Source organism: Stenotrophomonas sp. JAG2, assembly GCF_041080745.1.
Taxonomy (GTDB): domain Bacteria; phylum Pseudomonadota; class Gammaproteobacteria; order Xanthomonadales; family Xanthomonadaceae; genus Stenotrophomonas; species Stenotrophomonas maltophilia_AA.
Window position 1 is genome coordinate 1 of record NZ_JBEUMH010000009.1, and the last position, 24,826, is coordinate 24,826.

25 protein-coding genes, 1 tRNA gene and 1 pseudogene are annotated in these 24,826 nt (G+C 67.6%); 13 read left to right on the forward strand and 14 right to left on the reverse strand.

Translation table 11 applies throughout. The features are described 5' to 3' along the window. The 7 genes and pseudogenes from AB9O74_RS12720 to AB9O74_RS12750 all read right to left on the reverse strand — a co-directional run. Positions 1-957: pseudogene (locus AB9O74_RS12720) on the reverse strand (alpha/beta fold hydrolase); the annotation flags it as partial. Further along, on the reverse strand, positions 954-1,763 hold the full coding sequence (gene thiD / locus AB9O74_RS12725) for a bifunctional hydroxymethylpyrimidine kinase/phosphomethylpyrimidine kinase (protein ID WP_369349528.1): 810 nt from the start codon (positions 1,761-1,763) through the stop codon (positions 954-956). The gene thiD and the pseudogene AB9O74_RS12720, both read right to left, overlap by 4 nt. A 43-nt stretch (positions 1,764-1,806) precedes the next feature. Beyond that, positions 1,807-2,478: a YoaK family protein gene (locus tag AB9O74_RS12730; RefSeq protein WP_369349529.1), complete on the reverse strand. Its 672-nt coding sequence runs from the start codon at positions 2,476-2,478 to the stop codon at positions 1,807-1,809. Between the two features lie 30 nt (positions 2,479-2,508). Continuing rightward, positions 2,509-2,988: a hypothetical protein gene (locus tag AB9O74_RS12735; RefSeq protein WP_176989900.1), complete on the reverse strand. Its 480-nt coding sequence runs from the start codon at positions 2,986-2,988 to the stop codon at positions 2,509-2,511. A gap of 23 nt (positions 2,989-3,011) precedes the next feature. Continuing rightward, complete coding sequence (locus AB9O74_RS12740) at positions 3,012-4,409, reverse strand: PhoH family protein (protein ID WP_176989668.1); 1,398 nt, start codon at positions 4,407-4,409, stop codon at positions 3,012-3,014. Positions 4,410-4,490: 81 nt separating this feature from the next. Then, complete coding sequence (locus AB9O74_RS12745) at positions 4,491-4,970, reverse strand: peroxiredoxin (RefSeq protein WP_176989669.1); 480 nt, start codon at positions 4,968-4,970, stop codon at positions 4,491-4,493. A 78-nt stretch (positions 4,971-5,048) separates the two neighbouring features. Beyond that, positions 5,049-5,609, reverse strand: a complete 561-nt coding sequence (locus AB9O74_RS12750) for a glycine cleavage system protein R (RefSeq protein WP_019183297.1) — start codon at positions 5,607-5,609, stop codon at positions 5,049-5,051. 164 nt (positions 5,610-5,773) lie between these two features. Here AB9O74_RS12750 and dapA point away from each other — a divergent pair, with 164 nt between their 5' ends. Both dapA and AB9O74_RS12760 read left to right on the forward strand, forming a co-directional pair. Then, the gene (gene dapA, locus AB9O74_RS12755) at positions 5,774-6,667 is read left to right on the forward strand and encodes a 4-hydroxy-tetrahydrodipicolinate synthase (protein ID WP_176989901.1); all 894 of its coding nucleotides are present in this window, start codon (positions 5,774-5,776) and stop codon (positions 6,665-6,667) included. A gap of 26 nt (positions 6,668-6,693) precedes the next feature. Next, on the forward strand, positions 6,694-7,218 hold the full coding sequence (locus AB9O74_RS12760) for a hypothetical protein (RefSeq protein ID WP_176989670.1): 525 nt from the start codon (positions 6,694-6,696) through the stop codon (positions 7,216-7,218). Positions 7,219-7,288: 70 nt separating this feature from the next. Here the strand turns inward: AB9O74_RS12760 and fdxA are convergent, their stop codons facing one another. Both fdxA and AB9O74_RS12770 read right to left on the reverse strand, forming a co-directional pair. Further along, entirely contained in the window at positions 7,289-7,612 is a 324-nt protein-coding gene (fdxA, locus tag AB9O74_RS12765; protein WP_123728932.1) for a ferredoxin FdxA, read from the reverse strand. A 105-nt stretch (positions 7,613-7,717) separates the two neighbouring features. Continuing rightward, positions 7,718-8,650: an SMP-30/gluconolactonase/LRE family protein gene (locus AB9O74_RS12770; RefSeq protein ID WP_369349530.1), complete on the reverse strand. Its 933-nt coding sequence runs from the start codon at positions 8,648-8,650 to the stop codon at positions 7,718-7,720. A gap of 139 nt (positions 8,651-8,789) precedes the next feature. On the opposite strand from AB9O74_RS12770, the gene AB9O74_RS12775 reads away from it, so the two are divergent. Beyond that, positions 8,790-10,220, forward strand: a complete 1,431-nt coding sequence (locus tag AB9O74_RS12775) for a sugar porter family MFS transporter (RefSeq protein ID WP_369349531.1) — start codon at positions 8,790-8,792, stop codon at positions 10,218-10,220. Positions 10,221-10,369: 149 nt separating this feature from the next. Here AB9O74_RS12775 and AB9O74_RS12780 read toward each other — a convergent pair. After that, positions 10,370-10,444 (reverse strand) — tRNA-Glu (locus AB9O74_RS12780). A 50-nt stretch (positions 10,445-10,494) separates the two neighbouring features. On the opposite strand from AB9O74_RS12780, the gene pcnB reads away from it, so the two are divergent. The 7 genes from pcnB (at position 10,495) to AB9O74_RS12815 (ending at position 17,138) form a co-directional block, all read left to right on the forward strand. Continuing rightward, a complete protein-coding gene (gene pcnB / locus AB9O74_RS12785; RefSeq protein WP_369349610.1) occupies positions 10,495-11,862 on the forward strand; it encodes a polynucleotide adenylyltransferase PcnB in 1,368 nt (455 codons plus the stop codon). Between the two features lie 3 nt (positions 11,863-11,865). Beyond that, positions 11,866-12,354 carry a 2-amino-4-hydroxy-6-hydroxymethyldihydropteridine diphosphokinase gene (folK, locus tag AB9O74_RS12790; protein WP_369349532.1) on the forward strand — a complete coding sequence of 163 codons (489 nt, stop codon included), beginning with the start codon at positions 11,866-11,868 and terminating at the stop codon, positions 12,352-12,354. Positions 12,355-12,385: 31 nt separating this feature from the next. Continuing rightward, positions 12,386-13,201 carry a 3-methyl-2-oxobutanoate hydroxymethyltransferase gene (gene panB, locus AB9O74_RS12795; protein WP_176989673.1) on the forward strand — a complete coding sequence of 272 codons (816 nt, stop codon included), beginning with the start codon at positions 12,386-12,388 and terminating at the stop codon, positions 13,199-13,201. Continuing rightward, a complete protein-coding gene (gene panC, locus AB9O74_RS12800; protein ID WP_176989674.1) occupies positions 13,198-14,040 on the forward strand; it encodes a pantoate--beta-alanine ligase in 843 nt (280 codons plus the stop codon). Before panB ends, panC begins: the two co-directional genes overlap by 4 nt. Before the next feature lie 247 nt (positions 14,041-14,287). Continuing rightward, entirely contained in the window at positions 14,288-14,668 is a 381-nt protein-coding gene (gene panD / locus AB9O74_RS12805; RefSeq protein WP_019183273.1) for an aspartate 1-decarboxylase, read from the forward strand. Then, positions 14,665-16,179 carry a glucose-6-phosphate isomerase gene (pgi, locus tag AB9O74_RS12810; RefSeq protein WP_369349533.1) on the forward strand — a complete coding sequence of 505 codons (1,515 nt, stop codon included), beginning with the start codon at positions 14,665-14,667 and terminating at the stop codon, positions 16,177-16,179. The genes panD and pgi overlap by 4 nt, the downstream gene beginning before the upstream one ends. 434 nt (positions 16,180-16,613) lie before the next feature. Continuing rightward, the gene (locus tag AB9O74_RS12815; protein WP_369349534.1) at positions 16,614-17,138 is read left to right on the forward strand and encodes a hypothetical protein; all 525 of its coding nucleotides are present in this window, start codon (positions 16,614-16,616) and stop codon (positions 17,136-17,138) included. Between the two features lie 70 nt (positions 17,139-17,208). Here AB9O74_RS12815 and AB9O74_RS12820 read toward each other — a convergent pair whose 3' ends face one another. Both AB9O74_RS12820 and AB9O74_RS12825 read right to left on the reverse strand, forming a co-directional pair. Beyond that, positions 17,209-17,793 (reverse strand): response regulator transcription factor, encoded by a 585-nt coding sequence (locus AB9O74_RS12820; protein ID WP_176989677.1) that lies wholly within the window; start codon positions 17,791-17,793, stop codon positions 17,209-17,211. After that, entirely contained in the window at positions 17,790-19,016 is a 1,227-nt protein-coding gene (locus AB9O74_RS12825; RefSeq protein ID WP_346478635.1) for an ATP-binding protein, read from the reverse strand. The genes AB9O74_RS12820 and AB9O74_RS12825 overlap by 4 nt, the downstream gene beginning before the upstream one ends. A gap of 144 nt (positions 19,017-19,160) precedes the next feature. On the opposite strand from AB9O74_RS12825, the gene ispG reads away from it, so the two are divergent. The 3 genes from ispG to AB9O74_RS12840 all read left to right on the forward strand — a co-directional run bounded on the left by ispG (position 19,161) and on the right by AB9O74_RS12840 (position 21,984). Next, a complete protein-coding gene (ispG, locus tag AB9O74_RS12830; protein ID WP_313212901.1) occupies positions 19,161-20,426 on the forward strand; it encodes a flavodoxin-dependent (E)-4-hydroxy-3-methylbut-2-enyl-diphosphate synthase in 1,266 nt (421 codons plus the stop codon). After that, positions 20,407-21,114 carry a phosphatase PAP2 family protein gene (locus tag AB9O74_RS12835; RefSeq protein ID WP_369349535.1) on the forward strand — a complete coding sequence of 236 codons (708 nt, stop codon included), beginning with the start codon at positions 20,407-20,409 and terminating at the stop codon, positions 21,112-21,114. The genes ispG and AB9O74_RS12835 overlap by 20 nt, the downstream gene beginning before the upstream one ends. 222 nt (positions 21,115-21,336) lie before the next feature. Continuing rightward, positions 21,337-21,984, forward strand: coding sequence for a response regulator (locus AB9O74_RS12840; RefSeq protein WP_019183265.1), 648 nt, complete (start codon positions 21,337-21,339; stop codon positions 21,982-21,984). Between the two features lie 54 nt (positions 21,985-22,038). Here AB9O74_RS12840 and AB9O74_RS12845 read toward each other — a convergent pair whose 3' ends face one another. Together AB9O74_RS12845 and edd are read right to left on the reverse strand one after the other, a co-directional pair. Then, positions 22,039-22,698: a bifunctional 4-hydroxy-2-oxoglutarate aldolase/2-dehydro-3-deoxy-phosphogluconate aldolase gene (locus AB9O74_RS12845; protein WP_176989681.1), complete on the reverse strand. Its 660-nt coding sequence runs from the start codon at positions 22,696-22,698 to the stop codon at positions 22,039-22,041. A gap of 206 nt (positions 22,699-22,904) precedes the next feature. Next, positions 22,905-24,821: a phosphogluconate dehydratase gene (gene edd / locus AB9O74_RS12850; RefSeq protein ID WP_369349536.1), complete on the reverse strand. Its 1,917-nt coding sequence runs from the start codon at positions 24,819-24,821 to the stop codon at positions 22,905-22,907. Between the last annotated feature and the right edge of the window lie 5 nt (positions 24,822-24,826).

The following is a 24,826-nucleotide window of genomic DNA, read 5'->3' on the forward strand; positions in this document are numbered from 1 at the left end:
ACTCCCGACCGCCTGGTTCGTAGCCAGGTACTCTATCCAACTGAGCTACGGGCGCGTCAACAGGAGCGGAATTATGCGGATCGGCGTCGCATTCGTCAACGGTTTTTGTGAAGGTCTTCATTCAAATGAATGAAAAAGCCGCTCCACCACGGCTTCCGGCGTTTTCATCCACGCGAAGTGATCGGCACGCGCGCCCAGCATCTGCGCACTGATCACGCTGAGCTGCGCACGCATGCCCGGCATCTTGGCCAGCAGGCCCTGCATCGATCCCGTCGGGGCCAGCCAGTCGGGCGCCATCACCACCGCGGTGGCCTGGCCGCGCAGGTCGCGCATGCCGGCCTCCAGATCGGCCGCCATGCCGACGGCCGCGTAATGGTTGTTGAGGCCCACGCGCGACCAGTCGCGGATCAACCCGCGTGCCTCGGTGCCGCCAAAGCCGAGCTTCTTGCCGTGCAGGACCCCCTGGCGCTGGGCCAGCCAGGGCAGGAAGCGATATACCAGCGGCAGCGTCCAGCCACGCGGGGCAGGGAAGGTGCGCCAGTACGGCGTGCCGCTGGCCACCAGCCAGATGCGGCCAAAACGCTGCGGATGCAGCCCCGCGAAGCAGCAGGCGAGCTGGCCGCCGAGACTGTGGCCGCCGATGATCAACGGTGTTTCAGAGTCCCCTGGCACGTTTGCGAGGCTCGCCGGCAGGTCCTGCTCGAGGATTTCGCGATAGCCCCAATCCTGCGTGCGCGAGGGCCGCAGGCTGCTGCTTCCATTGCCACGCCACTCGTGCAGGTACACCGCGATGCCGCGTGCGGCCAGCGCCTCGGCGAAGGGCAGGTAGTGCCGCGCGGCGACACCCAGCGCAGGCAGCCACAGCAGCCGCGCGCGGGGCTGCACGGGGACGCGCGCCAGCAGCTCGAAGCGATGGCCGTCTGCGGCCTGCACGGGCAGGGGCGAGGCGTCGATCATGCCGGGCGTGCCGCGCCGAAGTGGTCGATCACCAGCACCTCGCTGCGGCCGGGGTAATAGCCGCTCTGCAGCCCGCGCGCGACGTAATCGATGGCCGCTTCGCAGGCGTTCGGCAAGGACAGCCCCTGGCACAGCTGTGCGGCGATGGCCGAGGCCAGCGTGCAGCCGGTGCCGTGCGCATCCACGGGCAGCCGCGTATGGATGAATTCTTCGCGGGTCACACCGTCGAAGTAGCGATCGATCACGCGGCTGCCTTCGTCCAGATGGCCGCCCTTGAGCAGTACCGCACCGGCACCCAGTTCGAGCAGCGCGTCGGCGGCATCTTCTGCATCTTCGGCGGTAACGATGCGGCGGCCGAGCAGCAGCTCGGCTTCGGGTATGTTGGGCGTCAGCAGCGTGGCCAGTGGGATCAGGCGGGTACGCATCGCCGCCAGTGCACTGTCCTCCAGCAGCTTGGCGCCGCTGGTGGCGACCATCACCGGATCCAGCACGACGTGCGGTGGCCGGTGCTTTTCAAGTGCGTCGGCGACCAGGCTGATCACCTCGGCGTTGGCCAGCATGCCCAGCTTCACTGCATGGATGTCGAAGTCGGCGAAACAGGCATCGATCTGCGCCTGCAGGAAATCCAGCGGCGGCACGTGCACGGCGATGACGCCACGGGTGTTCTGTGCGGTCAGCGCGGCAATCGCGGAGAGCCCATGCACGCGATGGGCGGCGAAGGCCTTCAGGTCGGCCTGGATGCCGGCACCCCCGCCGGAATCGGAGCCGGCGATGGTCAGGGCGGAAACGGGGCTGGACGGTGTCATGCCCCGATTGTGCAATGTTTGCCGCGGCATTGCTGCCGCGCCCTCAGCGCGCCCGCAGCAGCGCCCACTGCCGGTACAGCACGTAGCCGAGCCCGGTGCCGCCGGTCAGCAGGGCGGGGGCGAGCAGGGCGTCGTAGCCGAAGCGCAGGAACAACATGGCACCGATCACGCCGCCGGCCAGGAAACCGCTGATGATCAGTCCGCTCAGGGTCAGGCGCCGGACCGGCAGCGGCAGGCCGCGCAGCAGATGGCCCAGGCCGATGCCCAGGTCGGTGAACATGCCGCTGAGATGGGTGGTGCGCACCACCGCGCCGCTGAAGGTGGTCGCCATCGCATTCTGCAGGCCGCAGGCCATCGCCGCCGCCAGTGCGCCCCAGATCTGCTGCTGCTTGAACAGCGGGATCGCGATCAGCAGCAACAGCGATTCCAGCGCCAGCACCACGCCATAACGGCGGCCCAGCTGCAGGCCGCTGTCCTGGATGATCATGCCGCTGAGCGTGGCGCCTGCACAGAACGCGATCAGCAGTCCCCATAGATGCGCGACCACCCGCCAGTCCCGCTGGGCGAGCGCCATGCCGAGCTGGCTGGTGGTGCCGGTCATGTGGCTCACCGCCTGGTGCTCGAACCCCAGGAAGCCGACCACGTTGACCATCCCGGCCACGCAGGACAGGGCGATCGCCCCGATCCAGACCCAGGTGGGCAGCCGGATGCTCATCCGGCGTGCGCGGTGGGGGTCACGGCACGATCAACGACCCGGGGGCGGGCCGTTGAACTGCACATCCGAGAAGCTGCCGCTGGCCGGATCGAACACCGCGCCCCAGAACTGCGCGCCCCCATCGCAGACCCGGATCGCTTCGCGGGCCGGATCGATGTCGGCGTCATCCGGCAGATGGAAGGCATTGAGGTAGATCAGCTTGCGTCCGCTCATTTCGATGCCGACGTACTGGCGATCGAAATCGGCGGCCTTTGGCACCTGCGCCTCCAGCGTCGGCAATGCGGCCTCCAACTGCTCGACCTCCTTGCGGCTGGGCGCCCAGTAACCGGTGACCCGCCCGGCCTCGCGGCCGGGACTGTCGCGCGAGCAGGTGTCCAGCACCTGGGCGGCGACCACCGGTCGCGTCACCACCCAGGACTGGCCGGTCTTGATCGCGGTCGGGACGCTGGCGCCCGGCCGCGTATTGGCGGGCGTGCAGGCCGCCGCCAGCGCGGCAAGCGCCAGCGGCAGGACGGCACGTGACAGGGAACGGCTCACAACACCTCCGAAGCGTAATCGGCCAGGCGCGAACGCTCGCCACGACGCAGCGTGATGTGCGCGCTGTGCGGCCAGTTCTTGAAGCGGTCCACCGCGTAGGTCAGGCCCGAGGTGGTCTCGGTCAGGTACGGGGTATCGATCTGTTCGACGTTGCCCAGGCAGACGATCTTGGTGCCGGGGCCGGCACGGGTGATCAGGGTCTTCATCTGCTTGGGAGTGAGGTTCTGCGCTTCATCCAGGATCAGATAGCGCGACAGGAACGTACGGCCGCGCATGAAATTCAGCGAGCGGATCTTGATCCGGCTGGCGATCAGGTCGTTGGTCGCCGCACGGCCCCATGCGCCGCCTTCCTGGGTATGCGTGAGCACTTCCAGGTTGTCGGTCAGCGCGCCCATCCACGGCGTCATCTTCTCTTCCTCGGTACCGGGCAGGAAACCGATGTCCTCGCCGACGCTGACTGTCGCGCGGGTCATGATGATCTCGCGGTAACGCTGCTGGTCCATGGTCTGGGCGAGGCCGGCGGCCAGCGCGAGCAGGGTCTTGCCGGTGCCGGCGGTGCCGAGCAGGGTGACGAAATCGATCTCCGGATCCATCAGCGCATTGAGCGCGAAGTTCTGTTCGCGGTTGCGCGCGCTGATGCCCCACACCGCGTGGCTGCCATGGCGGAAATCGTTGACCAGCGACAGCGTGATCTTGTCGCCGTCCATCTTGGCCACGCGCAGTTCGACTTCATCGTCGCCCGGCAGGTAGGCGTACTGGTTGGGATGCCAGTTCTCGTCTTCGCTGGCAATGATCTCGTAACTGGTGCGGCCCTTGTCGCTCCAGCTGCGCAGGTTGTCGGTGTGCTTCTTCCAGAAGTCTTCCGGCAGCTCGGTGGCACCGGTATAGAGCAGGCTGAAATCGTCCAGCGCGCGGTCGTTCTCGTAATCCTCGGACACGATGCCGGCGATCGCCGCTTTGATCCGCAGGTTGATGTCCTTGGAGACGAACACCACCGGGATTTCCGGCACCTGCTCTTTCAGCGCCAGGATCGCGCCGAGGATGGCGTTGTCGGGGATGACCGCACCGAAGCTCTTGCCGGCCTCGAAGTGGCTGGTCTGGAACCGCAGCAGGCCCACGCTCTGCTTGCCGCGCAGCTGCAGCCCGTTCGGGCGCTGCAGCGGGATGCCATCGGCCAGGTTGTCCAGGCCCGAGGCCTGCACCAGCTCATTGAGGAAGCGGCTGACCTGGCGCGCATTGCGGCTCGCCTCGGTGGTGCCCTTCTTGCCGTTGTCCAGCTCTTCGATCACCTGCATCGGCAGGTAGACATCATGCTCCTCGAACTTGAACAGCGCGGTCGGATCGTGCATGAGCACGTTGGTATCCAGTACGTAGATGCGCTTGCCTCGGGTCATCGTCAATTCCTGGTGGCAGAACAGGGACAAGCCATCACGACCTGCGGGGCAGGGTGATGGCCATTGGGGGTGCCGGGTTGATCACTGGGTTTTCGCGGCCTTCAGGGCTTCAAGGACGGTGTCTGCGTGGCCGGCCACTTTGACCTTGCGCCACACCTGCACGATACGACTGTCCGGCGAAATGAGGAAGGTGCTGCGTTCGATGCCACGCACCTGCTTGCCGTACATGTTCTTCAGCTTGATCACGTCGAACGCGGTGCACAGCGCTTCGTCGCCATCGCTGATCAGCGGGAAGGCGAAGCCCTGCTTGGCGCAGAAGTTGTCGTGGGATTTGACCGAATCGCGGGAGACGCCGAAGACGCGGGCGCCGGCCTTCGTGAACTGCGGGAGCAGCGCGTTGAAATCGATGCCCTCGGTGGTGCAGCCCGGGGTGCTGTCCTTGGGATAGAAGTACAGCACCAGCCACTGGCCGGCCAGATCGCCGAGGGTGGTGGTCTCGCCGCCGGACAAGGCCAGCGGCAGTGCGAGGGTGGTGCTGTCCAGGGTGTCGCCGTCGTTCATGGGTTCCTTTCCGGATCCTGGGGTACGTCTACTACACCTGCATGAAACCCCGCGCGCCCGTGACGAACGCGCGAAACATCAAAACTTCATCGGATCCATGATCGCATCGAGGTTCAGGTGATCGCAGAACTCGAGGAAATCATCGCGCAGCGCGGCGATGTGCATGTTGGCCGGCACGCCGATGGTGACCTGTGCCGAGAACATTTCCGCACCGGTCTGCATCGCGCGGTAACGCGTGCTCTGCAGGTTCTCGATGGTGATGCCCTGGCGGTCGAAGAAATCGGCCAGCTGGAAGAGGATGCCCGGCTTGTCGGCCGCGATCACTTCCACGATGTAGGGCAGCAGGTTGGACTGCGCCTGCTTGGCACCGGTGCGGTACCAGACCAGCTTCAGGCCTTCCTCGCGCTCGAGCCGGGTCAGCATCGCTTCCAGCTTGGCCACCGAATCCCACGAGCCGGTGGCCAGGGCGGTGACGGAGACGTCGCGACCGACCGTGGCCAGGCGGGCATCGACCAGATTGCAGCCACTGTCGGCGATACGCCGGGTCACAGGCAGCAGGGGGGACTCCGGATGCGTCGTATAGGCGTTGATCAGGAGGTGGTTTTCGGTCGGCGCAGGCCGCGGCGTAGTGTCGGTCAAGATGGTTCCGGGTGATGCAAGGTGAGTCTGAACGGCCGGACGACGGCACGTTCGCCGGAGTCCAGCATACTTGCCCGCGCTTTCGACCCGCAAGTAACATGCAACGTACATCTGGCCGGCGTTTACGCAGGCAGGGTGCCCCCTTTCTTCCGAGCACGATGTCCTTGTCCCTTTCCGGTCTCATCACCGCGCTGGCGACGCCCTTCCAGGCGAACGGCGCATTGGATCCCGACGGTTGGCAGCGCCTGCTGCATCTGCAACTGGAGGGTGGTGTTCACGGTGTCGTGGTGGCCGGTTCGACCGGTGAAGCGGCGGCCCTGTCCGACGACGAATACGACCAGCTGCTGCGCAGTGCGGTCAAAACCGTGGCCGGGCGCATTCCGGTGCTGGCCGGGACCGGGCTGTCGGGGACGGCCAAAACCATCGAGCAGACCCGCCGGGCGGCCGCCAACGGCGCCACCCACGCGTTGGTGGTGACCCCGCCGTACGTGCGCCCGACCCAGGCCGGCCTGATCGCGCATTACCGCGCGGTGGCCGACCAGGGCGGCCTGCCGGTCATCCTGTACAACGTGCCCGGGCGCACCGGCTGCGACATGCTGCCCGAAACCGTGGCCGAGCTGGCCAGCCACCCGAACATCGTGGGCATCAAGGAAGCGGTCGGCGATGTCGGCCGGGTCCATGCGCTGCTGGCCCTGCGTTCGCCGGACTTCGTCATTCTCAGCGGCGACGATGGCACCGCCGCGCGCTCTATCCTGTCCGGCGTGGATGGCCTGATCTCGGTCGGCTCCAACGCGCTGCCGGGGGCCTACCGCCGGATGTGCGACCTGGCCGCGGCCGGTGAGCGCGAGGCGGCCGAGGCGTGGGACGCCCGTCTTGAGCCCTTCCATGAATTCTGCGGCGTGGAGTCCAACCCGATCCCGGTGAAGGACCTGCTGCGCCGGATCGGCATTGGTGACGGCCTGCGCCTGCCGCTGCTGCCCTTGTCCGCGGCCCATCACGCCGCTGCCGAACACCTGGCCACCGATATCGGTGCGCTGGAAGCACTATCCAACCACTGATGACAGTGGTCACCCAGGAGATTCCCATGCGTCAATCCGTTTCCGCCTTCCGCGTGCTGTCCTTCGCGATCCTGGCTACCGCCACCCTCATCGGCACCACCGGTTGCTTCAAGCGCGGCGCCAAGGGCGACTACGCTCTGGCCCCGGAAGTCCGTCCGCTGGAAGTGCCGCCGGATCTGAACGTCCCGGCCGGCCAGGCCGCCGCCACCGCTGCCACCAGCTCCTCGCTGGCCTCGCAGGCCGCGCGTCCGGCCCCGGCCTCGACCCAGGCTGCCGCCAACAATGCCGGTTTCACCGTGCCGGGTACCAAGGAAGAGGTGTTCGCCAAGGTCGGCACCGCGCTGGAGTCCGTTGAAGGCGTGAAGATCGCCAGCAAGGCCCAACTGCTCGGTTCCTACGACGTGGCCTTCGAAGGCAGCGACTTCCTGGTCCGCGTGGTCGCCGTCGATGCCGGTGCCTACGTCTCCGCCGTGGATCCGCGTGGCCTGCCGGCGACCGCCGCAGCCCCGACCAAGCTGCTGGGTGAGCTGAAGGCGAAGCTGGCTCCGTAACCGGACCGTCTCAGACAAACGAAAAGGGCGCCCTCGGCGCCCTTTTTCGTTGCCGCCGGAACCCGGAGGCTCAGCGTTCCAGCAGCTTCAGCTTGTCCGGCTTGCCGTCCCATTCGCCGGCATCGGCGGGCGGGTCCTTGCGCACGGTCAGCACCGGCCAGGCCTGGGCCAGTTCGGCGTTCAGCGCCACGAACGCTTCCTGCCCGGCGGGCACGTCGTCTTCGGGGAAGATCGCGTTGACCGGGCACTCCGGTTCGCACAGGGTGCAATCGATGCACTCATCCGGGTCGATCACCAGGAAGTTGGGGCCTTCATGGAAGCAATCCACGGGGCACACTTCCACGCAATCGGTGTGTTTGCACTTGATGCAGTTTTCGGTGACGACAAAAGGCATGGCTGGATCTGGATCCGACAGTAAGCCGGACAATTCTAGAACAGGTTGGTCCGTGGCGCGGGATCGGATCGTGCCTCAAACCCCGAAATGCCCTCGGCGCAAGGCTCAGGACCAGCTGAAGGGCTGCTCGGGCAGGCCCGCGATGCCGGTTTCCAGCGCAAACACGCCGCCCGCGCGGGGGCTGGCCGCCAGTTCCGCGTCGGTGTGGTCGAGCCGGGAGCTGGTGATCATCAACTGCCGCAGCGACGGCCCACCGAGTGCGACGCAGGTCGGGTTCCGCACCGGCAGCAGCACCACCCGGTCGACCTGGCCGTCGGGTCGATAGCGCACCACGCGGGAAGCACGCCACTGCGCATTCCAGATGCCGCCTTCGGCATCGACGATGGCGCCATCGGGCTCCCAGCCCGGATCGGGCAGGGCAGCGAACAGGCGGGGTGGGCCGCAGTGCGCGCGTCCGGCGTCGTAGTCGCAGCACCACAGCGCCGGGCGCACCGAATCGCAGAAGTACATCGTGGTGCCGTCCGGGCTGAAACAGATCGCGTTGGGGATCACGACGGCGGGCAGGTTCAGTTCGCGCAGGCCGTGCCGCATCGAGAACTGGTAGAAGCGGCCGAGCGGCGCACGCGCAGGATCCTCGCTCATGGTGCCGAATACCAGGTTGCCGGCGCGGTCGGTCCGGCCGTCATTGCTGCGCGTGTCCGCGACCTCGGGCTGCACATCGGCCAGCCATTCCAGGGGCGGGGCGGGGGCATCGCCATCGCGGTCGAGATCCAGGCGCTGCAGCGAACCGGCCAGCGCGATCAGCAGGCGGCCGTCCTCGCCCTCGGCCAGGCAGCCGGGGCGGTCGGGCAGCAACCAGCTCCGGTGGCTGCCATCGGCGGTACGGTGCTGCCACAGCCGGCGCTCGCTGATGTCCACCCAGAACAGGCATTGCCGCCGTGCCGACCACAGGGCGCCTTCGCCATGGGTGCAACGGCTGTCGACCAGCAGGGGGACAGCCGCGACAGCGGTGGAGGGTGCGGCGATGGCATCGGGCATGGGGCAAATCTCACGACAGCAGGGGCTGCTGCATTCTGCCATCCGGTCGATCAATACCGTGTCCGCTGCAGGTGTGAGAATCTGGTCCACCCGTCCCTGCTGCGCGGATCCGCAGCGTCCCTTCGACCCAGGGTTTCCCATGTCCAGTGCTTCGCTCAGCAGTCCCCGCGCCGGCAGCGGCGAGAACACCGGCTTCATCATCCTGATCAGCTGCGTGGCCACCATCGGTGGCTTCCTGTTCGGGTTCGACAGTGGCGTGATCAACGGCACCGTGGATGGCCTGAAGGACACCTTCCAGTCCAGTTCGGCCGGGATCGGCTTCGAGGTCGCCTCGATGCTGCTCGGCTGCGCGATCGGCGCGTTCTTCGCGGGCCGCCTCGGCGACCGGCTTGGTCGTCGCGGGGTGCTGATCATCGCCGCGGCGATGTTCCTGTTCTCCGCCTTGGCGGCAGGCGCGGCACACAGCTCCGCAGTGTTCATCATCGCCCGGGTCATCGGCGGCTTCGCGGTCGGTGCGGCCAGCGTGATGTCGCCGGCCTACATCGCCGAGGTCGCCTCGGCCCGGTATCGGGGGCGGCTGGCGACGGTGCAGCAGATCGCGATCATCAGCGGCCTGTTCTGCGCCTTCCTCAGCAACTATCTATTGGCCAAGGCGGCCGGTGCCTCCACCGAGGCGTTGTGGCTGGGGCAGGCGGCATGGCGCTGGATGTTCTGGATGCAGGCCATTCCCTCGCTGCTGTTCCTGTGCCTGCTGCTGGTGATCCCCGAGAGCCCGCGCTTCCTGGTGGTCAAAGGGCGCCGTGACCAGGCCCTGGCCGTGCTGACCCGTCTGTACGGTGCGGCCGAGGCCCAGGCCAAGATCACCGAGATCGAAGGCTCGCTGTCCCGGGACCAGCATCGCCCGACCTTCTCCGACCTGGTCGGCAAGGCCACCGGCAGGCTGCGTCCGATCGTCTGGATCGGCATCGGCCTGGCGGTGTTCCAGCAGCTGGTCGGCATCAATGTCGTCTTCTACTACGGCGCGGTGCTGTGGCAGGCGGTTGGCTTCTCCGAGAGCGACGCGCTGCTGATCAACGTGCTGTCGGGAGCGTTGAGCATCGGCGCCTGCCTGATCACCGTGGTCCTGATCGACCGTATCGGGCGCAAGCCGCTGCTGTGGATCGGTTCGGTCGGCATGGCGGTCTCGCTGGCCCTGGTCACACTTGCCTTTGCCAGCGGCTCGCTCGATGCCGGCGGGAAGCTGCAGTTGAGCGACGGCATGGGCGTGCTGGCGCTGGTGGCGGCCAACATCTACGTGATCTTCTTCAACATGTCCTGGGGCCCGGTGATGTGGGTGATGCTGGGCGAGATGTTCCCCAACCAGATCCGCGGCTCGGGGTTGGCGGTGGCCGGCGCGGCGCAGTGGACCGCCAACTTCGCCATCACCGTCTCCTTCCCGGTCCTGCTGGCCAGCATCGGCCTGGCCGGGGCCTACGGCATCTATACGGTCGCGGCGGTGATCTCGGTGTTCTTCGTGCTCCGCTTCGTCAAGGAGACCAAGGGCAAGGAACTGGAGCAGATGGAGGGCTGAGCCGCTTCCGACGGCCCTGCGCGCAGGGCCGGGGCCGGGTCGGGGAGCGTGCGCCCCGGTCCAGGCCGGGCGGGTCAGACGCGACAGACCGGGGTCCGGAACGCAAAAAACCCCGCCGTGGCGGGGTTTTTGGCTTTCTGCACCGCGACTGGTGCTCCCTAGGGGACTCGAACCCCTGTTTTAGCCTTGAGAGGGCCACGTCCTAACCATTAGACGAAGGGAGCAGGCTTTGTCGCGAACTGCGCAGCGCGCTAGTATATGGACCTAGATGCCATTGGGCAATCCCGAAAACTCAACCGGAAGCGCCAACATCAATTCCTCTGCTACATCACCGTTCAGCCTGCGCGTGATCCCGCGCGATCAGCACAACATCTCCCGCAAGGACATCAGCCCGAACGCCCTGCGCGTCCTGTACCGGCTGCGTGATTCCGGGTTTGCCGGTTACCTGGTCGGCGGCGCCGTCCGCGATCTGCTGGTGAACGGCCACCCCAAGGATTTCGACGTCGCCACCGACGCGACGCCCGAGCAGGTCAAGCAGTTGTTCCGCAACTGCCGGCTGATCGGCCGCCGCTTCCGCCTGGCGCACGTGGTGTTCGGCCGCGAGATCATCGAGGTCGCCACCTTCCGCGCCAACATCGACGATGGCAGCGGCGACCGTGAGATGGAAAACGGCATGCTCGTGCGCGACAACGTGTACGGCAGCATCGAAGACGACGCGATCCGCCGCGACTTCACCTGCAACGCCCTGTACTACGCGATCGAGGATTTCTCGGTGCGCGATTACACCGGTGGCTTTGAAGACGTGCAGGCACGCCTGATGAAGCTGATCGGCGACCCCGAGCAGCGTTACCAGGAAGACCCGGTACGCATGCTGCGCGCAGTGCGCCTGGCGGCCAAGCTGGGCTTCCAGATCGAAGAGGCGACCGCCGAGCCGCTGCCGCGCCTGGCCAACCTGCTGGCCGAGGCCGCCCCGGCGCGCCTGTTCGAGGAAGTGCTCAAGCTGTTCCTGTCCGGGCATGGCGTGGCCAGCTTCGAAGGCCTGGAGCGTTACGGTCTGCTCGACGTCATGTTCCCGGAGAGCGCCGCCGCCCTGCGCAGCAACCGCAGCGGTGCGCTGCGCCGGATGGTCATCGAAGGCCTGCACAACACCGATCTGCGCGTGGCCAACGATGAACCGGTGTCGCCGTCGTTCCTGTTCGCGCTGCTGCTGTGGCCGGCCTTCTGCCGCGCCCTGGCCAGCCTGCAGAAGCAGGGCGTCGCACTGGAAGAGGCACAGCGCCGCGCCGCGGATCGCGTGACCCTGCACCAGCTGACCACGATCGCCCTGCCGCGCCGCTTCTCGCTGCCGATGCAGGAAATCTGGCTGCTGCAGGGCCGCTTCGCCTCGCGCCAGCGCAAGCGCGTGATCCGTACGTTGACCCACCCGCGCTTCCGCGCCGCCTACGACTTCCTGGTCCTGCGCCAGGTCGCCTCCAGCGAGCATGAAGCGGACGTGGCGTTCTGGCGCGAGGCCCAGCTGCAGTCCGGTACCGGGCTCGACTCGGCCCTGGATGCGGCCCAGGCCGATGGCGAGGGCGAAGACGGTGCACCGCGCAAGCGTCGCCGCCGCCGTCGTCGTCCCGGTGGAGTGGCAGGCGAGTAAGCCGTGACCCTGGCCTGTATCGGATTGGGCGCCAATCTCGGGGACGCCGCGCAGACGCTGCGCGATGCGTTCCAGGCGCTGGCGGTGCTGCCGCAGACCACGTTGCGCGCGTGCTCGCAGCTGTACCGCACGCCGGCCTGGGGCAACGAAGACCAGCCGGCGTTCGTGAATGCCGCCGCGGTGCTCGATACCGCGCTGCCCGCGCCCGCGCTGCTGGAGGCGTTGCTGGAGATCGAGCGCCACTTCGGCCGCGTGCGCGATCCGGCCGTGCACTGGGGCCCGCGCGCGCTGGACCTGGACGTGCTGTTGTACGGCGAGGAGATCATCGATCTGCCGCAGCTGCAGGTGCCGCATCCGTATCTGCACGCGCGTGCGTTCGCGCTGCTGCCGCTGGCCGAGATCGCGCCGGACGCCACCATTCCCGGGCACGGCCGCGTGCGGGATGCTGTGATGCGGGTCGAGGCCTGCGGGATCTCTCCAATAGGAGGATAATGCGGGGCTTATCGCCACCGGTTATCAGCTCATGAGTACCCACGCAGACAGCAAGCCCTGGACCGTCCCCGCATTGGCGGAGGCCAAGCGCACTGGGCAGAAGCTGGTGATGTTGACCGCCTACGATGCCGGGTTCGCCCGCAGCTTCGACGCCAACGGCGTGGACCTGATCCTGATCGGCGACTCGCTGGGCATGGTGGTGCAGGGGCACGATTCGACCTTGCCGGTGACCACCGACGATATGGTCTATCACACCCGCGCCGTGGCCCGCGTGCTGCAACGCGCGCTGCTGGTGGCTGACCTGCCGTTCGGCGCCGACGCGACGCCCGAGCGCGCGCTGGATGCCTCGCTGCGCCTGCTGCAGGCCGGTGCGGAGATGGTCAAGATCGAAGGTGCCGGCTTCAAGCTGGACATCATTCGTTACCTCGTCGAGCGCGAGATTCCGGTCTGCTCGCACCTGGGCCTGACCCCGCAGTCGGTGCTGCGCCTGGGGGGTTACCGCGTGCAGGGCCGTGGCGATGCCGCCCAGCAGCTGCGCGACGACGCCAAGGCCGCGGTCGCTGCCGGCGCCAGCCTGGTCGTGCTCGAATGCGTGCCGACGCCGGTGGCTGCCCAGGTCACCGCGGACATCAGTGTGCCCACCATCGGCATCGGTGCCGGCCCGCACTGCGATGGCCAGGTGCTGGTGCTGCATGATTTCCTCGGTCTGGACAGCGGCCATCGCCGTCCCAAGTTCGTCAAGGATTTCCTTGCCGAAGGCGGGTCGGTTGCCGGTGCGGTCCGTGCCTACGCCGACGCCGTGCGCGACGGCTCCTTCCCCGACGCAGAACACGCCTACGCCTCATGATCGAAACCGTCACCGAACTGTCCCGTCTGCGCGCCGTCGTCAACGGCTGGAAGCGCGAGGGCCTGCGCGTCGCGCTGGTCCCGACCATGGGCAACCTGCATGCAGGTCATTATTCGCTGGTCACGCTGGCACGGCAGTACGCCGACCGCGTGGTCTCCAGCGTGTTCGTCAATCCGACCCAGTTCGGCCCGAACGAGGATTTCACCCGCTATCCGCGCACGCCCGAAGCCGACACCACCGGGCTGGAGCAGGCCGGGTGCGATGTGCTGTGGCTGCCCACCGTTGAATCGATGTACCCGTTCGGCGTCGAGCTGGCGGCCAGCGTCAACGTGCCGGGCATCAGCGGCCTGCTCGAGGGCGCGCACCGCCCGGGCCATTTCGATGGCGTCTGCACCGTGGTCTCGCGCCTGTTCAACCAGGTCCAGCCGGACGTGGCGGCCTTCGGCAAGAAGGATTACCAGCAGCTGGCGGTGATCCGCCAGATGGTGGAAGACCTGGCCTTCCCGATCCAGATCGTCGGGGGCGACATCGTGCGTGAAGACGACGGCCTGGCGATGAGCTCGCGCAACCAGTACCTCAACGCCGAACAGCGCCCGGTCTCGACCAGCATCCACCAGGTTCTGCTGGGCATGCGCGAAGGCTTCATCGCCGGCAAGAGCCGCAGCCTGATCGAGGCCGAGGCGGCCGCCGCACTGCAGGCGGCGGGCTTCCAGGTCGACTACGCCGTGGTGCGCCTGCCGGACCTCTCCGAGCCGGCCGATGCCAACGACGGCACCCGCGTAGCGCTGATCGCCGCGCGGATCGGCAACACCCGGTTGATCGACAACCTGGAGTTCTGAGGGGCGAACCCCGGGCGGGGCGGGGGTGGAACCACGCCACGCGTGGCTGCTCTACGGTGCGCCTACCGTCCGGCGGCGGTGACCTGAGATCCCGCGCAGCCACCCATGGGGTGGCTCTACGGGGTCGGGTGTGGGTCGTGACGATGCTGAACCGCCGGCAGCCCCCTCCCGGGACCGGCGCTGCGCGCCCTGCCGCTGATCCAGCGGGTGCTAGAATTTCCCTTTCCTTTACCGTTGTCCCGTCGCCATGCACCTGTCCCTGCTGAAGACCAAGATCCACCGCGCCACCGTCACGCATTCCGAGCTGAACTACGAAGGTTCCATCGCCATCGATGACAACCTGCTGGCTGCCACCGGCATCCGTGAGTTCGAGCAGGTGCACATCTGGGACGTCACCAACGGTGCGCGTTTCTCCACCTATGCCATCCGCGCCGAAGCCGGCAGCGGTGTGGTGTCGCTCAACGGTGGCGCCGCGCGCCACGTGCAGGTGGGCGATATCATCATCATCGCGGCCTTCGCCAGCATGAGCGAAGAAGAAGCTGACAGCTTCAAGCCGAAGTTGGTATATGTGGACGGCAAGAACCAGATCTCCCACACCAACGACACGATCCCGACACAGGCCGCATGACACAGCACAACGGATTCGACCCGCTTCATTCCCATGCCCAGCGCCTGCGTGGCGCGAGCATCCCTTCGTTGATCGCCGCCGAACCGGGCCGCGCACAATCGCTGGGGCTGCGGGTCGGTCCGTTGTACGTCAATTTCGCGCGGCAGAAATACGACCGCGCGGCGTTGGACGCACTGCTGCAGCTGGCCGCCGAGCGCGATGTCGCCGGCGGCTTCCAGCGCCTGTTCCGCGGTGAAACCGTCAACGTGACCGAAGGCCGCGCCGCGCTGCACACCGCGCTGCGCGGGGATGCCAGCGGCGCACCGGTGGCCGGCGAGGCCTTCGCTACCGCCGCGCAGGTACGCCAGCAGATGGGCGAGCTGATCGCCGCGCTGGAAGCCACCAACATCACCGATATCGTCAGCGTCGGCATCGGCGGCTCGGACCTCGGTCCGCGTCTGGTGGCCGACGCGCTGCGTCCGGTCACCGGCGCACGCTTCCGCGTGCATTTCGTTTCGAACGTGGACGGCGCGGCGATGCAGCGCACGCTGGCCACGCTGGCCCCGGCCACCACCGCCGGCATCCTGATCTCCAAGACCTTCGGCACCCAGGAAACCCTGCTCAACGGGCAGATCCTGCACGACTGGCTGGGCGGCAGCGAACGCCTGTATGCGGTCAGCGCCAATCCGGAGCGTGCGGCCAAGGCCTTCTCGATCGCCGCCGGCCGCGTGCTGCCGATGTGGGACTGGGTCGGCGGGCGCTATTCGCTGTGGTCGGCGGTCGGATTCCCGATCGCACTGGCCATCGGCTTCACGCGCTTCGAGCAGCTGCTCGAGGGCGCGGCGCAGATGGATGAGCACGCGCTGACCGCACCGCTCGCGCAGAACCTGCCGGTGCTGCACGCGCTGACCGACATCTGGAACCGCAACCTGCTCGGCCATGCCACGCATGCGGTGATGACCTACGACCAGCGCCTGGCGCTGCTGCCGGCCTACCTGCAGCAGCTGGTGATGGAAAGCCTGGGCAAGCGCGTGCAGCTCGATGGCAGCCCGGTCGCCAGCGACACCGTGCCGGTGTGGTGGGGCGGGGCGGGCACCGATGTGCAGCACAGCTTCTTCCAGGCGCTGCACCAGGGTACCAGCGTGATCCCGGCCGATTTCATCGGCTGCGTACGCAACGATGATCCCTACGTGGTCAACCACCAGGCGCTGATGGCCAACCTGCTGGCGCAGACCGAAGCGCTGGCCAACGGCCAGGGCAGCGATGATCCGCACCGCGAGTATCCCGGCGGCCGCCCGAGCACGCTGATCCTGCTCGACGCGCTGACCCCGCACTCGCTGGGTGCGCTGATCGCGATGTACGAACACGCCGTGTACGTGCAGTCGCTGATCTGGAACATCAACGCCTTCGACCAGTTCGGCGTGGAGCTGGGCAAGCAGTTGGCCAGTGGCCTGTTGCCTGCCCTGCAGGGCGAGGACGTGGTCATCGATGACCCGGTGACCCGCGCGATTCTGGCTGAACTGAAGGCCTGATCGCGGAGCCTGCGATGGGGGTGTCCATGCACTGGCGTGATCTCGGGCAGCGAAAGCAGCCCGGGGTCTGGGGCGGATTGCTCCTCGACGTTTCGGCGTGCACGCCGCCTGCGTTTACTGTCTCGGTGTGTCCACCCCACTGCCTGCGGGTGGCCGCAGGCGACCGCGCAATGCTGTGGGCCCGGGTGGAGAGGGACTACTGGGGGGTAGACCTGCTTCGCAGTGACTCGCCGTTGTCCCCCGGCATCGTGCCTCCAATCACGGCCGCCCAGGTGTGCGAAAAACATGCGGCCGACCCTGCTCGGGCGCGCGCTGGATGGGCCCGATTCTTCGCTGAGGCGTTGGCTGGATCCGGCAGTTCTCCCTTGGCCGGTGGCCAATGGTTGTTGCAGCCTTCGCTGCATGGCAGCGCTGCGGTCTCGATTCGACCCGACATGGCCGCCCTTGCACTGGCACGTCCAGCATTGGATGCGCTGGACTGGTCGGACATTACCCTCGGCTGCCCAGTCGCACCGATTCCGTTGCGTTCCCCATCGCCCGCCCAGAATGGACGGGTCAATGCCTGGGCGCGACATGCCCGCGCGGGTACGCTCCCGCCGGTGCTGCTGATGTGGGTCAGCGGGCTGCAGGCCCATGTCGTGCTTGACGGGCATGATCGATTGCAGGCTGCGGTGCAGCAGGGGATGGACGTGCCGGTTCTGGTCCTGCTTCGCCACGAGGAAGGTACCCTGGACGAGGGTGCTCTTGCGCGAGCGGACGCGATTGCCGCCAGCTCGGCGGGTGCCGAGATGACCGTTGAGGCGCGCAACCGCCTGCTGTTGGATCTTTACTGCCCCAGGCGCGAAGTGCTGCCCAGCCGGGGCGACCTGTTGCGCGGGGGGATGGTCCAGTGGAGCGCGGAAGTCCAGGCACACGCCCGTGCGCAAGGGATGGACGTGCGGATTCTTCTCGAACCTTGAAGGAAGCCGAGCCACACAGTGGCCCGGGGGGCACGTCGCGCTGCACCCACGTGGACCGATTGCACCGGCCTCACCGCGTCGGATCGCGCTCCGGGCTCGGCCGCTTGGCCAGCTTGCGCTGCAGCGATCGCCGGTGCATGCCGAGCAGGCGCGCAGCGGCGGAGACGTTGCCGCCGGTCTCATGCATCGCCTGCTGGATGTGTTCCCACTGCAGCCGGCTGATCGGCGTCATCGCATCCGGCGGCTCCATGTCGCCATCGTCGGCCGGGCCATCGTCTTCCTCGCCGAGCGCGCGCAGGATCATCGGCACCGTGGCCGGCTTGGGCAGGTAGTCGTCCGCGCCGAGCTTGATCGCCTCCACCGCGGTGGCGATGCTGGCATAGCCGGTCACCAGCAGGATCCGCATGTCTTCGCGCAGGGCGCGCAGCGGCTGGATCAGGGCGAGGCCGGATTCGGTGCCGAGCTTGAGATCGATCAAGGCGTAGGCCGGCGGCTGTTGCCGCGCCAGCAGCAGCGCCGAGGCGGTGTCGCTGGCGGTCACGGTTTCCAGTCCCTTGCGGGCCAGGCTGCGCTGCAGCGTGCGCAGATAGAGTTCGTCGTCGTCGACCAGCAGGCCATGGCTGGCCAGGCCGGGCGCCGGAGTGAAGGTGGTCATGCGGAAGTCTCCCGTGGGGACAGAGGCAGGCGGAAGCCGACGCGGGTGCCGGCGCCCTTGGCCGGGCGCATCCACAGCTCGCCGTCCAGGCGCTCGATGGTGGCGTGGGACAGGGCCAGGCCGACGCCCATGCCGTCGGTCTTGCCGCTGTTGAACAGCGTGCCGGGCAGCACCGCCTCGCGGGCGTCGAAGCCGTGGCCGTAATCGCGCACTTCGCCGATCAGATCGTCGCCTTCGATGCGCAGCGTCAGATCCACCTGCGCGCGGTCGGCCTTCTCGCCGGCGTCGGCGGCATTGTTGAGCAGCACCATCAGCAGGTGGCCGATGCCCGGGTCCAGCGGCAGGGTCAGCGGGGCATCCTCATTGCGATGCAGTGCGATGGTCGGGCGCACCAGCCGCCACTGTTCCAGCACCTGCGGCAGGGTCACCGCGTCGCGGCCCGGCGCATCGCCGGCGGCCGGGCGGGCGAGCGCCAGCACGCGCTCACGGCACTGCACCAGCAGCTCGCGCAGGGTTTCCACGTCATCGCGGACCTCGCTGCTTTCGGTCTGGTCGGCGATGTCGTCGGCGAGCAGGGTCATGGTCGCCAGCGGCGTATTGAGTTCGTGGGCGACCGAGGCGGCGTGGGTGGCCAGCGCGACGATGCCCTCGTTGCGCACGAAGCGTTCGCGCAGCATCGCCAGCTCATGCTCGCGTTGGCGCAGGGCGATCGCCAGCCGGGTCGCGAACACCAGCACCACGGTCGCCGACAGCAGGAAGTTGCAGACCACGCCCCACTGCTGCATCTGCGCACCGGTGAAGTAGCCGCTCGGCAGCGGCAGGCCGAACACGCCGCTCACCGCGTAACCGATCAGGCAGGCCGCGGCCACGGCCAGGGTCCAGCGCAGGGGCAGGGCGAGCGCGGCCAGCGCGATCAGGATCAGGAACAGCGAGCCGAAGGGATTGGCGATGCCGCCGCTCCACCCGACCATCCAGGTCAGCACGGTGACATCCACCAGGATGTGGCCGAAGGCGGTGACCGGGGCCGTATCGGGGCCTTGGACACGCAGCTGCGCGTACAGGTTGAACAGGGTCAGCGCGGCAACGCCGGCCCACAGCGGCAGTTGCGGCAGTTCCAGCCCCAGTACCGAGGTGGCGACCAGGATCGTCGCGGCCTGGCCGGCCACGGCCAGCCAGCGCAGGCTGCACAGGGTGCGGAGGAAGGGGGCGTCGGTACCGGTCATGTCCGCACATCGTATGCGCTCCCGCCTATGCCTGCCTGCGACAATCGGCCGCATCGCTGCGGGGCCGCGCAGCGGGAGTGCTGAACATGAGCGGCAACCAACGGCAAGCACCTCAGCGTGCGCCTGGCGCGCTAAAATAGGCGGATGCATGACGCCGTGACCCGACCGACCCAACCCGCCGACTCCGCCGTGTGGGCCCGCCGCCAGACCCAGCCTGTCCATATCGGCGGCGTGGTCGTGGGTGGGGGCCATCCCGTGGTGGTGCAGTCGATGACCAACACCGACACCGCCGATGTCGCCTCCAGCGTGAAGCAGGTGGCCGAACTGTGGCGTGCGGGCTCGGAGATGGTGCGGTTGACCGTCAACAATCCCGAGTCGGCCGCGGCCATCCCGCGGATCGTGGAGAAGCTGCAGATGATGGGGATCGATGTCCCCCTGATCGGCGACTTCCACTACAACGGCCACCAGTTGTTGACCCAGGAACCGGCCTGCGCCGAGGCCCTGGCCAAGTACCGGATCAACCCGGGCAACGTCGGCTTCGGCAAGAAGAAGGACACCCAGTTCGCGCAGCTGATCGAGTTCGCGATCCGCTACAACAAGCCGGTCCGCATCGGCGCCAACTGGGGCTCGCTGGACCAGTCCCTGGCCGCGCGCCTGATGGACGAGAACAGCCAGCGCGCGCAGCCCTGGGATGCAGGCCGCGTGCTGCGCGAAGCGCTGATCCGTTCGGCGCTGGATTCGGCTGAAACCGCTGTCGAGCTCGGCCTGCCGCGCGATCGCATCGTGCTCTCGGCCAAGGTCAGTGGCGTGCAGGAGCTGATCGCGGTGTACCGCGACCTGGCCCAGCGCTCGGATTTCGCGCTGCACCTGGGCCTGACCGAAGCGGGCATCGGCAGCAAGGGCATCGTCGCTTCCTCGGCGGCGCTGGCCGTGCTGATGCAGGAAGGCATCGGCGATACCATCCGTATTTCGCTGACGCCGGAGCCGGGCCAGTCGCGCACGGCCGAGGTAATCGTGGCCCAGGAGCTGCTGCAGACCACCGGGCAGCGGGCCTTCACGCCGCTGGTCACGGCCTGCCCGGGCTGCGGCCGGACCACCTCGGAGTTCTTCCAGGAACTGGCCAAGGTCGTGCAGAACCATGTGCGCGAGAAGATGCCGGTCTGGAAAGTGAGCCACCCCGGCGCGGAGAGCATGACCCTGGCGGTCATGGGCTGCATCGTCAACGGGCCGGGCGAATCGCGCCACGCCAACATCGGCATCTCGCTGCCGGGCACCGGCGAAACCCCGGCTGCACCGGTCTTCGTGGACGGTGAGAAGACGGTGACCCTGCGCGGCGACAACATCGCCCAGGACTTCGTGGCGCTGATCGACGCGTACGTCGAACGGACCTATGTCCGACGCGCGGGATAAGCCGGCAGTGCTGGCCGCCCCGGAGCCGGCGGCCGGTTTCCGCCACTGGATGGGCCGCAACGCCTGGCGCTTCGTCCTGCTGTTCGTCGGCGTGCTGTTGCCGCTGGCGGGGTTCGTCGCGCTGGCCGACGAAGTCCACGAACTGGAATCGATCTATTTCGACGCGCCCCTGCTGTGGAAGATGCACGGGCTGCATTCGCCGGGGCTGGACGCGATCTTCGTGCTGCTCTCCAAGCTGGGCTACGAGTGGTTCCTGATCCCGGCCGACGTGCTGATCGTGTCCCTGCTGGTCTGGCGCAAACGCTGGCGCGAAGCCAGTTTCGTGGCGATCTGCTTCGTCGGCTCCGCCCTGCTGAACCTGGGCAGCAAGCGCTTCTTCCAGCGTGACCGCCCCAGCCTGTGGGAATCGATCGCCCCGGAGAGCACCTTCAGCTTCCCCAGCGGCCACGCGATGGGCTCGATGACCCTGGCCGTCACCCTGGTGCTGCTGGCCTGGAACACCCGCTGGCGTTGGCCGGTGGCCCTGTCTGCGGTGACCTTCGCGGTGCTGGTGAGCCTCTCGAGGGTCTACCTCGGCGTCCATTACCCCTCCGACATCCTGGCCGGCTGGTGTGCCGCCCTGGTCTGGGTGGTAGGGTGCTTCCTGGTCATGTTCCGCCGCCGCCATCCGTGGCGGCATCGCCACTGAAACGAATACGGCGGTAAACTGGCCGAAAGCGGCATGAAAGCGGGCTGCACCCATAGGCTGCTCCATTGGATCAGGCGAGGGTGAGAGGCACAGGGGGAGGGGCAGGACAGCATGTCTGTGATGCGCGGACCAGAACGCGATGATGGGGAACCCGGTTCCTTGTGATCGACACATCCCGCGGCTAGGCTTGCCCCCGTTCACAAAGTTTGACGAGGTTGGCGGATGACGATTCGAGTGTATCTGGTGGACGATCATGCTCTGGTGCGTACGGGCATGAAGATGATCCTCTCCAACGAGACCGACATCGAGGTGGTCGGTGAGGCGGAGAGCGGTGAAGATGCGCTGCCGGATATCCGCCGCCTGCGGCCCGACGTCGTGCTGTGCGATCTGCACCTGCCGGGCGTGAGCGGCATGGAGGTCACCGAACGCGTGGTCCGTGGCGATCACGGCACCCGCGTGGTGATCGTCTCCGTCCTTGAAGACGGCCCGATGCCCAAGCGCCTGCTCGAAGCCGGTGCCTCCGGTTACATCGGCAAGGCCTGCGATGCGCAGGAACTGCTGCGTGCGGTGCGCGATGCCGCGCTGGGTCGCCGTTACCTGGGCAACAGCATCGCGCAGAACCTGGCGCTGTCGAACGTGGAAGGCAACCACTCGCCGTTCGACACGCTGTCCCCGCGCGAACTGGAAGTGGCCCTGCTGCTCACCCAGGGCCTGCGCCAGGAAGACATCGCCAAGCGCCTGAGCCTCAGCGCGAAGACCGTCAACACGCACAAGGCGCGCCTGTTCGAGAAGATGGGCATCAACGACAACATCGCGCTCGCGCGCATGGCCAGCCAGTACGGTCTGGTGGATCCGGCACGCCCGATGTAATCCGCGTGCTGGCGGCGGATGGAAAAACGCCCGGGCATGCCCGGGCGTTTTCGTTCAGTGCGCGCGGACCCGCGCCACGATCTTCGCGGCCTGGGCCGCACTCTCGCGCACCTTGTCCCACTCACCGCGCTCGATCCACCCGCCCGGCACCATCCACGAACCGCCGATGCAGACCACGTTCTTCTGCTCGAGGTACTCGGCCGCCGTGTCTTCGGTGATGCCACCGGTCGGGCACAGCTTCAGATCCGGGATCGGACCTGCCAGACCCTTGATCATCGCCAGGCCGCCCACCGCCGAGGCCGGGAACAACTTGCAGACCCGGAAGCCGCGCGCATACAGCGCCAGCATTTCGGTCGGCGACGCCGCACCCGGCACCACCGGCAACGCGGCCTGCGCCAACGCATCGGCCATGTGCGCCGGCGTACCCGGCGTGACCAGGAAATCCGCACCCGCATCGATCGACTGCTGCATCTGCTCCACGGTCAACACCGTGCCCGCACCCACCACCACATCGGGCAGCTCGCGCTTGAGCATCGCCAAGGCCTCCATCGCCACCGGCGTACGCAGCGTCAGCTCGATCGCGGGCAGCCCGCCCTCCAGCAACGCCGCGCTGACCGCACGGGCCTGATCCAGCGTATGCACCGTCACCACCGGCAGAATGCCGGCAGCCGTCAACAGGGTTTCAGCGCGTTTCTGATGTTCGGCGATGCTCATGCGTTTCCAATCCTTCTTTTCATCAATGTGTGCAGCGCAAATGACGCGCCGAAAAGTGTCCGGAGGCAGCGGGATGGCCCCAACCAGGACCGTTAAGCGGCATGGATGCCGCTTTACGAGCCCCCATGGATGGGTTCACGGCGCGTCCTGGTTGGGGCCATCCCGCTGCCTCAACCAGAACACCCAGCCGCCGCTTTTGCGTCAGCTCACGCGTCCTTACCCTCATGCGGCGCATCCGCAGCCGCCGCATCATGCCCAAGCTCGTATTCCGCATCGTAGTTCCAGATGCTGCCGTCATCGGCCGCCGGCCCGCACGAAATCGACATCGCGCCCTGATCGGCCGGGCCCACCAGACGGCGGCTCATCGCGAACAGATTGCGGCCCAGATCGTTCCCCGCCGGTGCCGTGTTCGGCGCCGGCTCGCGAGCCGCGAACTCCGCCGCATCCACCAGCAGTTCCAGCGTGCCGGCCTCGCCATCCAGACGGATGATGTCGCCCTCGCGCACCCGCGCCAGTGGACCGCCGCGCGACGCTTCCGGCGTCATGTGGATCGCCGCCGGGAACTTGCCCGAGGCCCCCGACAGACGACCATCGGTGACCAGCGCCACCCGGCGTCCCTGGTTCTGCAGCAGGCCCAGCAGAGGCGCCAGCGAATGCAGCTCCGGCATGCCGTTGGAGCGCGGGCCCTGGTAGCGGACCACCGCAACGAAATCGTGCGGCAGCACACCGGCTGCGTGCAGCTTGTTCAGCACCTGCGGCGCATCGACCACCACCGCCGGCGCTTCGATCGTGCGGAATTCCGGCTTCACCGCAGACAGCTTGATCAGCGACCGACCGAGATTGCCGCGCAGCAGGCGCAGGCCGCCCTGGGATTCGAACGGATTGGCCACGCCACGCACCACATCCGGATCGGCGCTCTCGCGCACACCATCGATGTAGGTCAGCTTGCCGTCGCGCAACGCCGGCTCCTGGCCGTACTGCGGCATGCCGCCTTCGGCCACGGTCTGCAGGTCGGCGTGCATCAGGCCGGCCTCCATCAGCTCACGGAACACGAACGCGGTGCCGCCCGCGGCAGCGAAGCGGTTCACGTCGGCTTCGCCGTTCGGATAGACGCGGGCCAGCAGCGGGATCAGCTGCGAGAGCTGGTCCATGTCGTCCCAGGTCAGCACGATGCCGGCCGCACGCGCCACTGCGATCCAGTGGATGGTGTGGTTGGTCGAGCCGCCGGTGGCCATCAGGGTGACCACGGCGTTGACGATCGCGCGTTCGTCGATCAAGCGGCCGAGCGGTCGGAAGTCGTCGCCCAGCGCGCTGATCTCCAGCGCACGCACTGCCGCCTGGCGGGTCAGTGCATCGCGCAGCGGCGTATCCGGATTGACGAACGAGGCGCCCGGCATCTGCACGCCCATCGCCTCGAGCAGGGTCTGGTTGGAGTTGGCGGTGCCATAGAAGGTGCAGGTGCCGGCGCCGTGGTACGAGGCGGCTTCGGCTTCCAGCAGTTCCTCGCGGGTCGCCTGGCCGGCCGCATAGCGCTCGCGCACTTCGGCCTTCTGCTTGTTCGGAATGCCCGGGGTCATCGGGCCGGCCGGCAGGAAGATCGCCGGCAGGTGGCCGAAAGCGAGCGCACCGATCAGCAGGCCCGGCACGATCTTGTCGCAGACGCCGAGGTAGACGCTGGCATCGAACATGTCATGGCTCAGGCCGATCGCGGTCGACTGGGCGATCACATCGCGCGAGAACAGCGACAGCTCCATGCCGCCGCGGCCCTGGGTGACGCCGTCGCACATCGCCGGCACGCCACCGGCAACCTGTGCGGTCGCGCCGAGTTCGCGCGCGGTTTCGCGCAGGATCTCCGGGTAGTGCTCGAACGGCTGGTGCGCCGAGAGCATGTCGTTGTACGCGGTGATGATGCCCAGGTTGGGCGTCACGCCGCCGCGCAGGCGCGACTTGTCGGTCGGGCCGCACGCGGCGAACCCGTGGGCGAGGTTGCCGCAGCTCAGGCGCGAACGGAACGGACCGTCGCGCAGCGCCGCGTCGACACCGGCCAGGTAGGCGGCGCGGGAGGCGACGCTGCGCTGGACGATGCGCTCGGTGATGGCATGGAGTTTGGGATGCAGGCTCATTGGCT

Excerpts from the sequence above, each read along its gene's own strand:
- AB9O74_RS12740 (WP_176989668.1), bottom strand. The coding sequence starts at position 4,409 with ATGACCCGAGGCAAGCGCATCTACGTACTGGATACCAACGTGCTCATG.
- panD (WP_019183273.1), top strand. The coding sequence starts at position 14,288 with ATGCACCTGTCCCTGCTGAAGACCAAGATCCACCGCGCCACCGTCACG.
- pgi (WP_369349533.1), top strand. The coding sequence starts at position 14,665 with ATGACACAGCACAACGGATTCGACCCGCTTCATTCCCATGCCCAGCGC.
- AB9O74_RS12815 (WP_369349534.1), top strand. The coding sequence starts at position 16,614 with ATGGCCGCCCTTGCACTGGCACGTCCAGCATTGGATGCGCTGGACTGG.
- AB9O74_RS12845 (WP_176989681.1), bottom strand. The coding sequence starts at position 22,698 with ATGAGCATCGCCGAACATCAGAAACGCGCTGAAACCCTGTTGACGGCT.
- panB (WP_176989673.1), top strand. The coding sequence starts at position 12,386 with ATGAGTACCCACGCAGACAGCAAGCCCTGGACCGTCCCCGCATTGGCG.
- fdxA (WP_123728932.1), bottom strand. The coding sequence starts at position 7,612 with ATGCCTTTTGTCGTCACCGAAAACTGCATCAAGTGCAAACACACCGAT.
- AB9O74_RS12760 (WP_176989670.1), top strand. The coding sequence starts at position 6,694 with ATGCGTCAATCCGTTTCCGCCTTCCGCGTGCTGTCCTTCGCGATCCTG.
- AB9O74_RS12775 (WP_369349531.1), top strand. The coding sequence starts at position 8,790 with ATGTCCAGTGCTTCGCTCAGCAGTCCCCGCGCCGGCAGCGGCGAGAAC.
- AB9O74_RS12820 (WP_176989677.1), bottom strand. The coding sequence starts at position 17,793 with ATGACCACCTTCACTCCGGCGCCCGGCCTGGCCAGCCATGGCCTGCTG.
- thiD (WP_369349528.1), bottom strand. The coding sequence starts at position 1,763 with ATGACACCGTCCAGCCCCGTTTCCGCCCTGACCATCGCCGGCTCCGAT.
- AB9O74_RS12825 (WP_346478635.1), bottom strand. The coding sequence starts at position 19,016 with ATGACCGGTACCGACGCCCCCTTCCTCCGCACCCTGTGCAGCCTGCGC.
- AB9O74_RS12840 (WP_019183265.1), top strand. The coding sequence starts at position 21,337 with ATGACGATTCGAGTGTATCTGGTGGACGATCATGCTCTGGTGCGTACG.
- ispG (WP_313212901.1), top strand. The coding sequence starts at position 19,161 with ATGCATGACGCCGTGACCCGACCGACCCAACCCGCCGACTCCGCCGTG.
- panC (WP_176989674.1), top strand. The coding sequence starts at position 13,198 with ATGATCGAAACCGTCACCGAACTGTCCCGTCTGCGCGCCGTCGTCAAC.
- AB9O74_RS12835 (WP_369349535.1), top strand. The coding sequence starts at position 20,407 with ATGTCCGACGCGCGGGATAAGCCGGCAGTGCTGGCCGCCCCGGAGCCG.
- AB9O74_RS12745 (WP_176989669.1), bottom strand. The coding sequence starts at position 4,970 with ATGAACGACGGCGACACCCTGGACAGCACCACCCTCGCACTGCCGCTG.
- edd (WP_369349536.1), bottom strand. The coding sequence starts at position 24,821 with ATGAGCCTGCATCCCAAACTCCATGCCATCACCGAGCGCATCGTCCAG.
- AB9O74_RS12730 (WP_369349529.1), bottom strand. The coding sequence starts at position 2,478 with ATGAGCATCCGGCTGCCCACCTGGGTCTGGATCGGGGCGATCGCCCTG.
- AB9O74_RS12770 (WP_369349530.1), bottom strand. The coding sequence starts at position 8,650 with ATGCCCGATGCCATCGCCGCACCCTCCACCGCTGTCGCGGCTGTCCCC.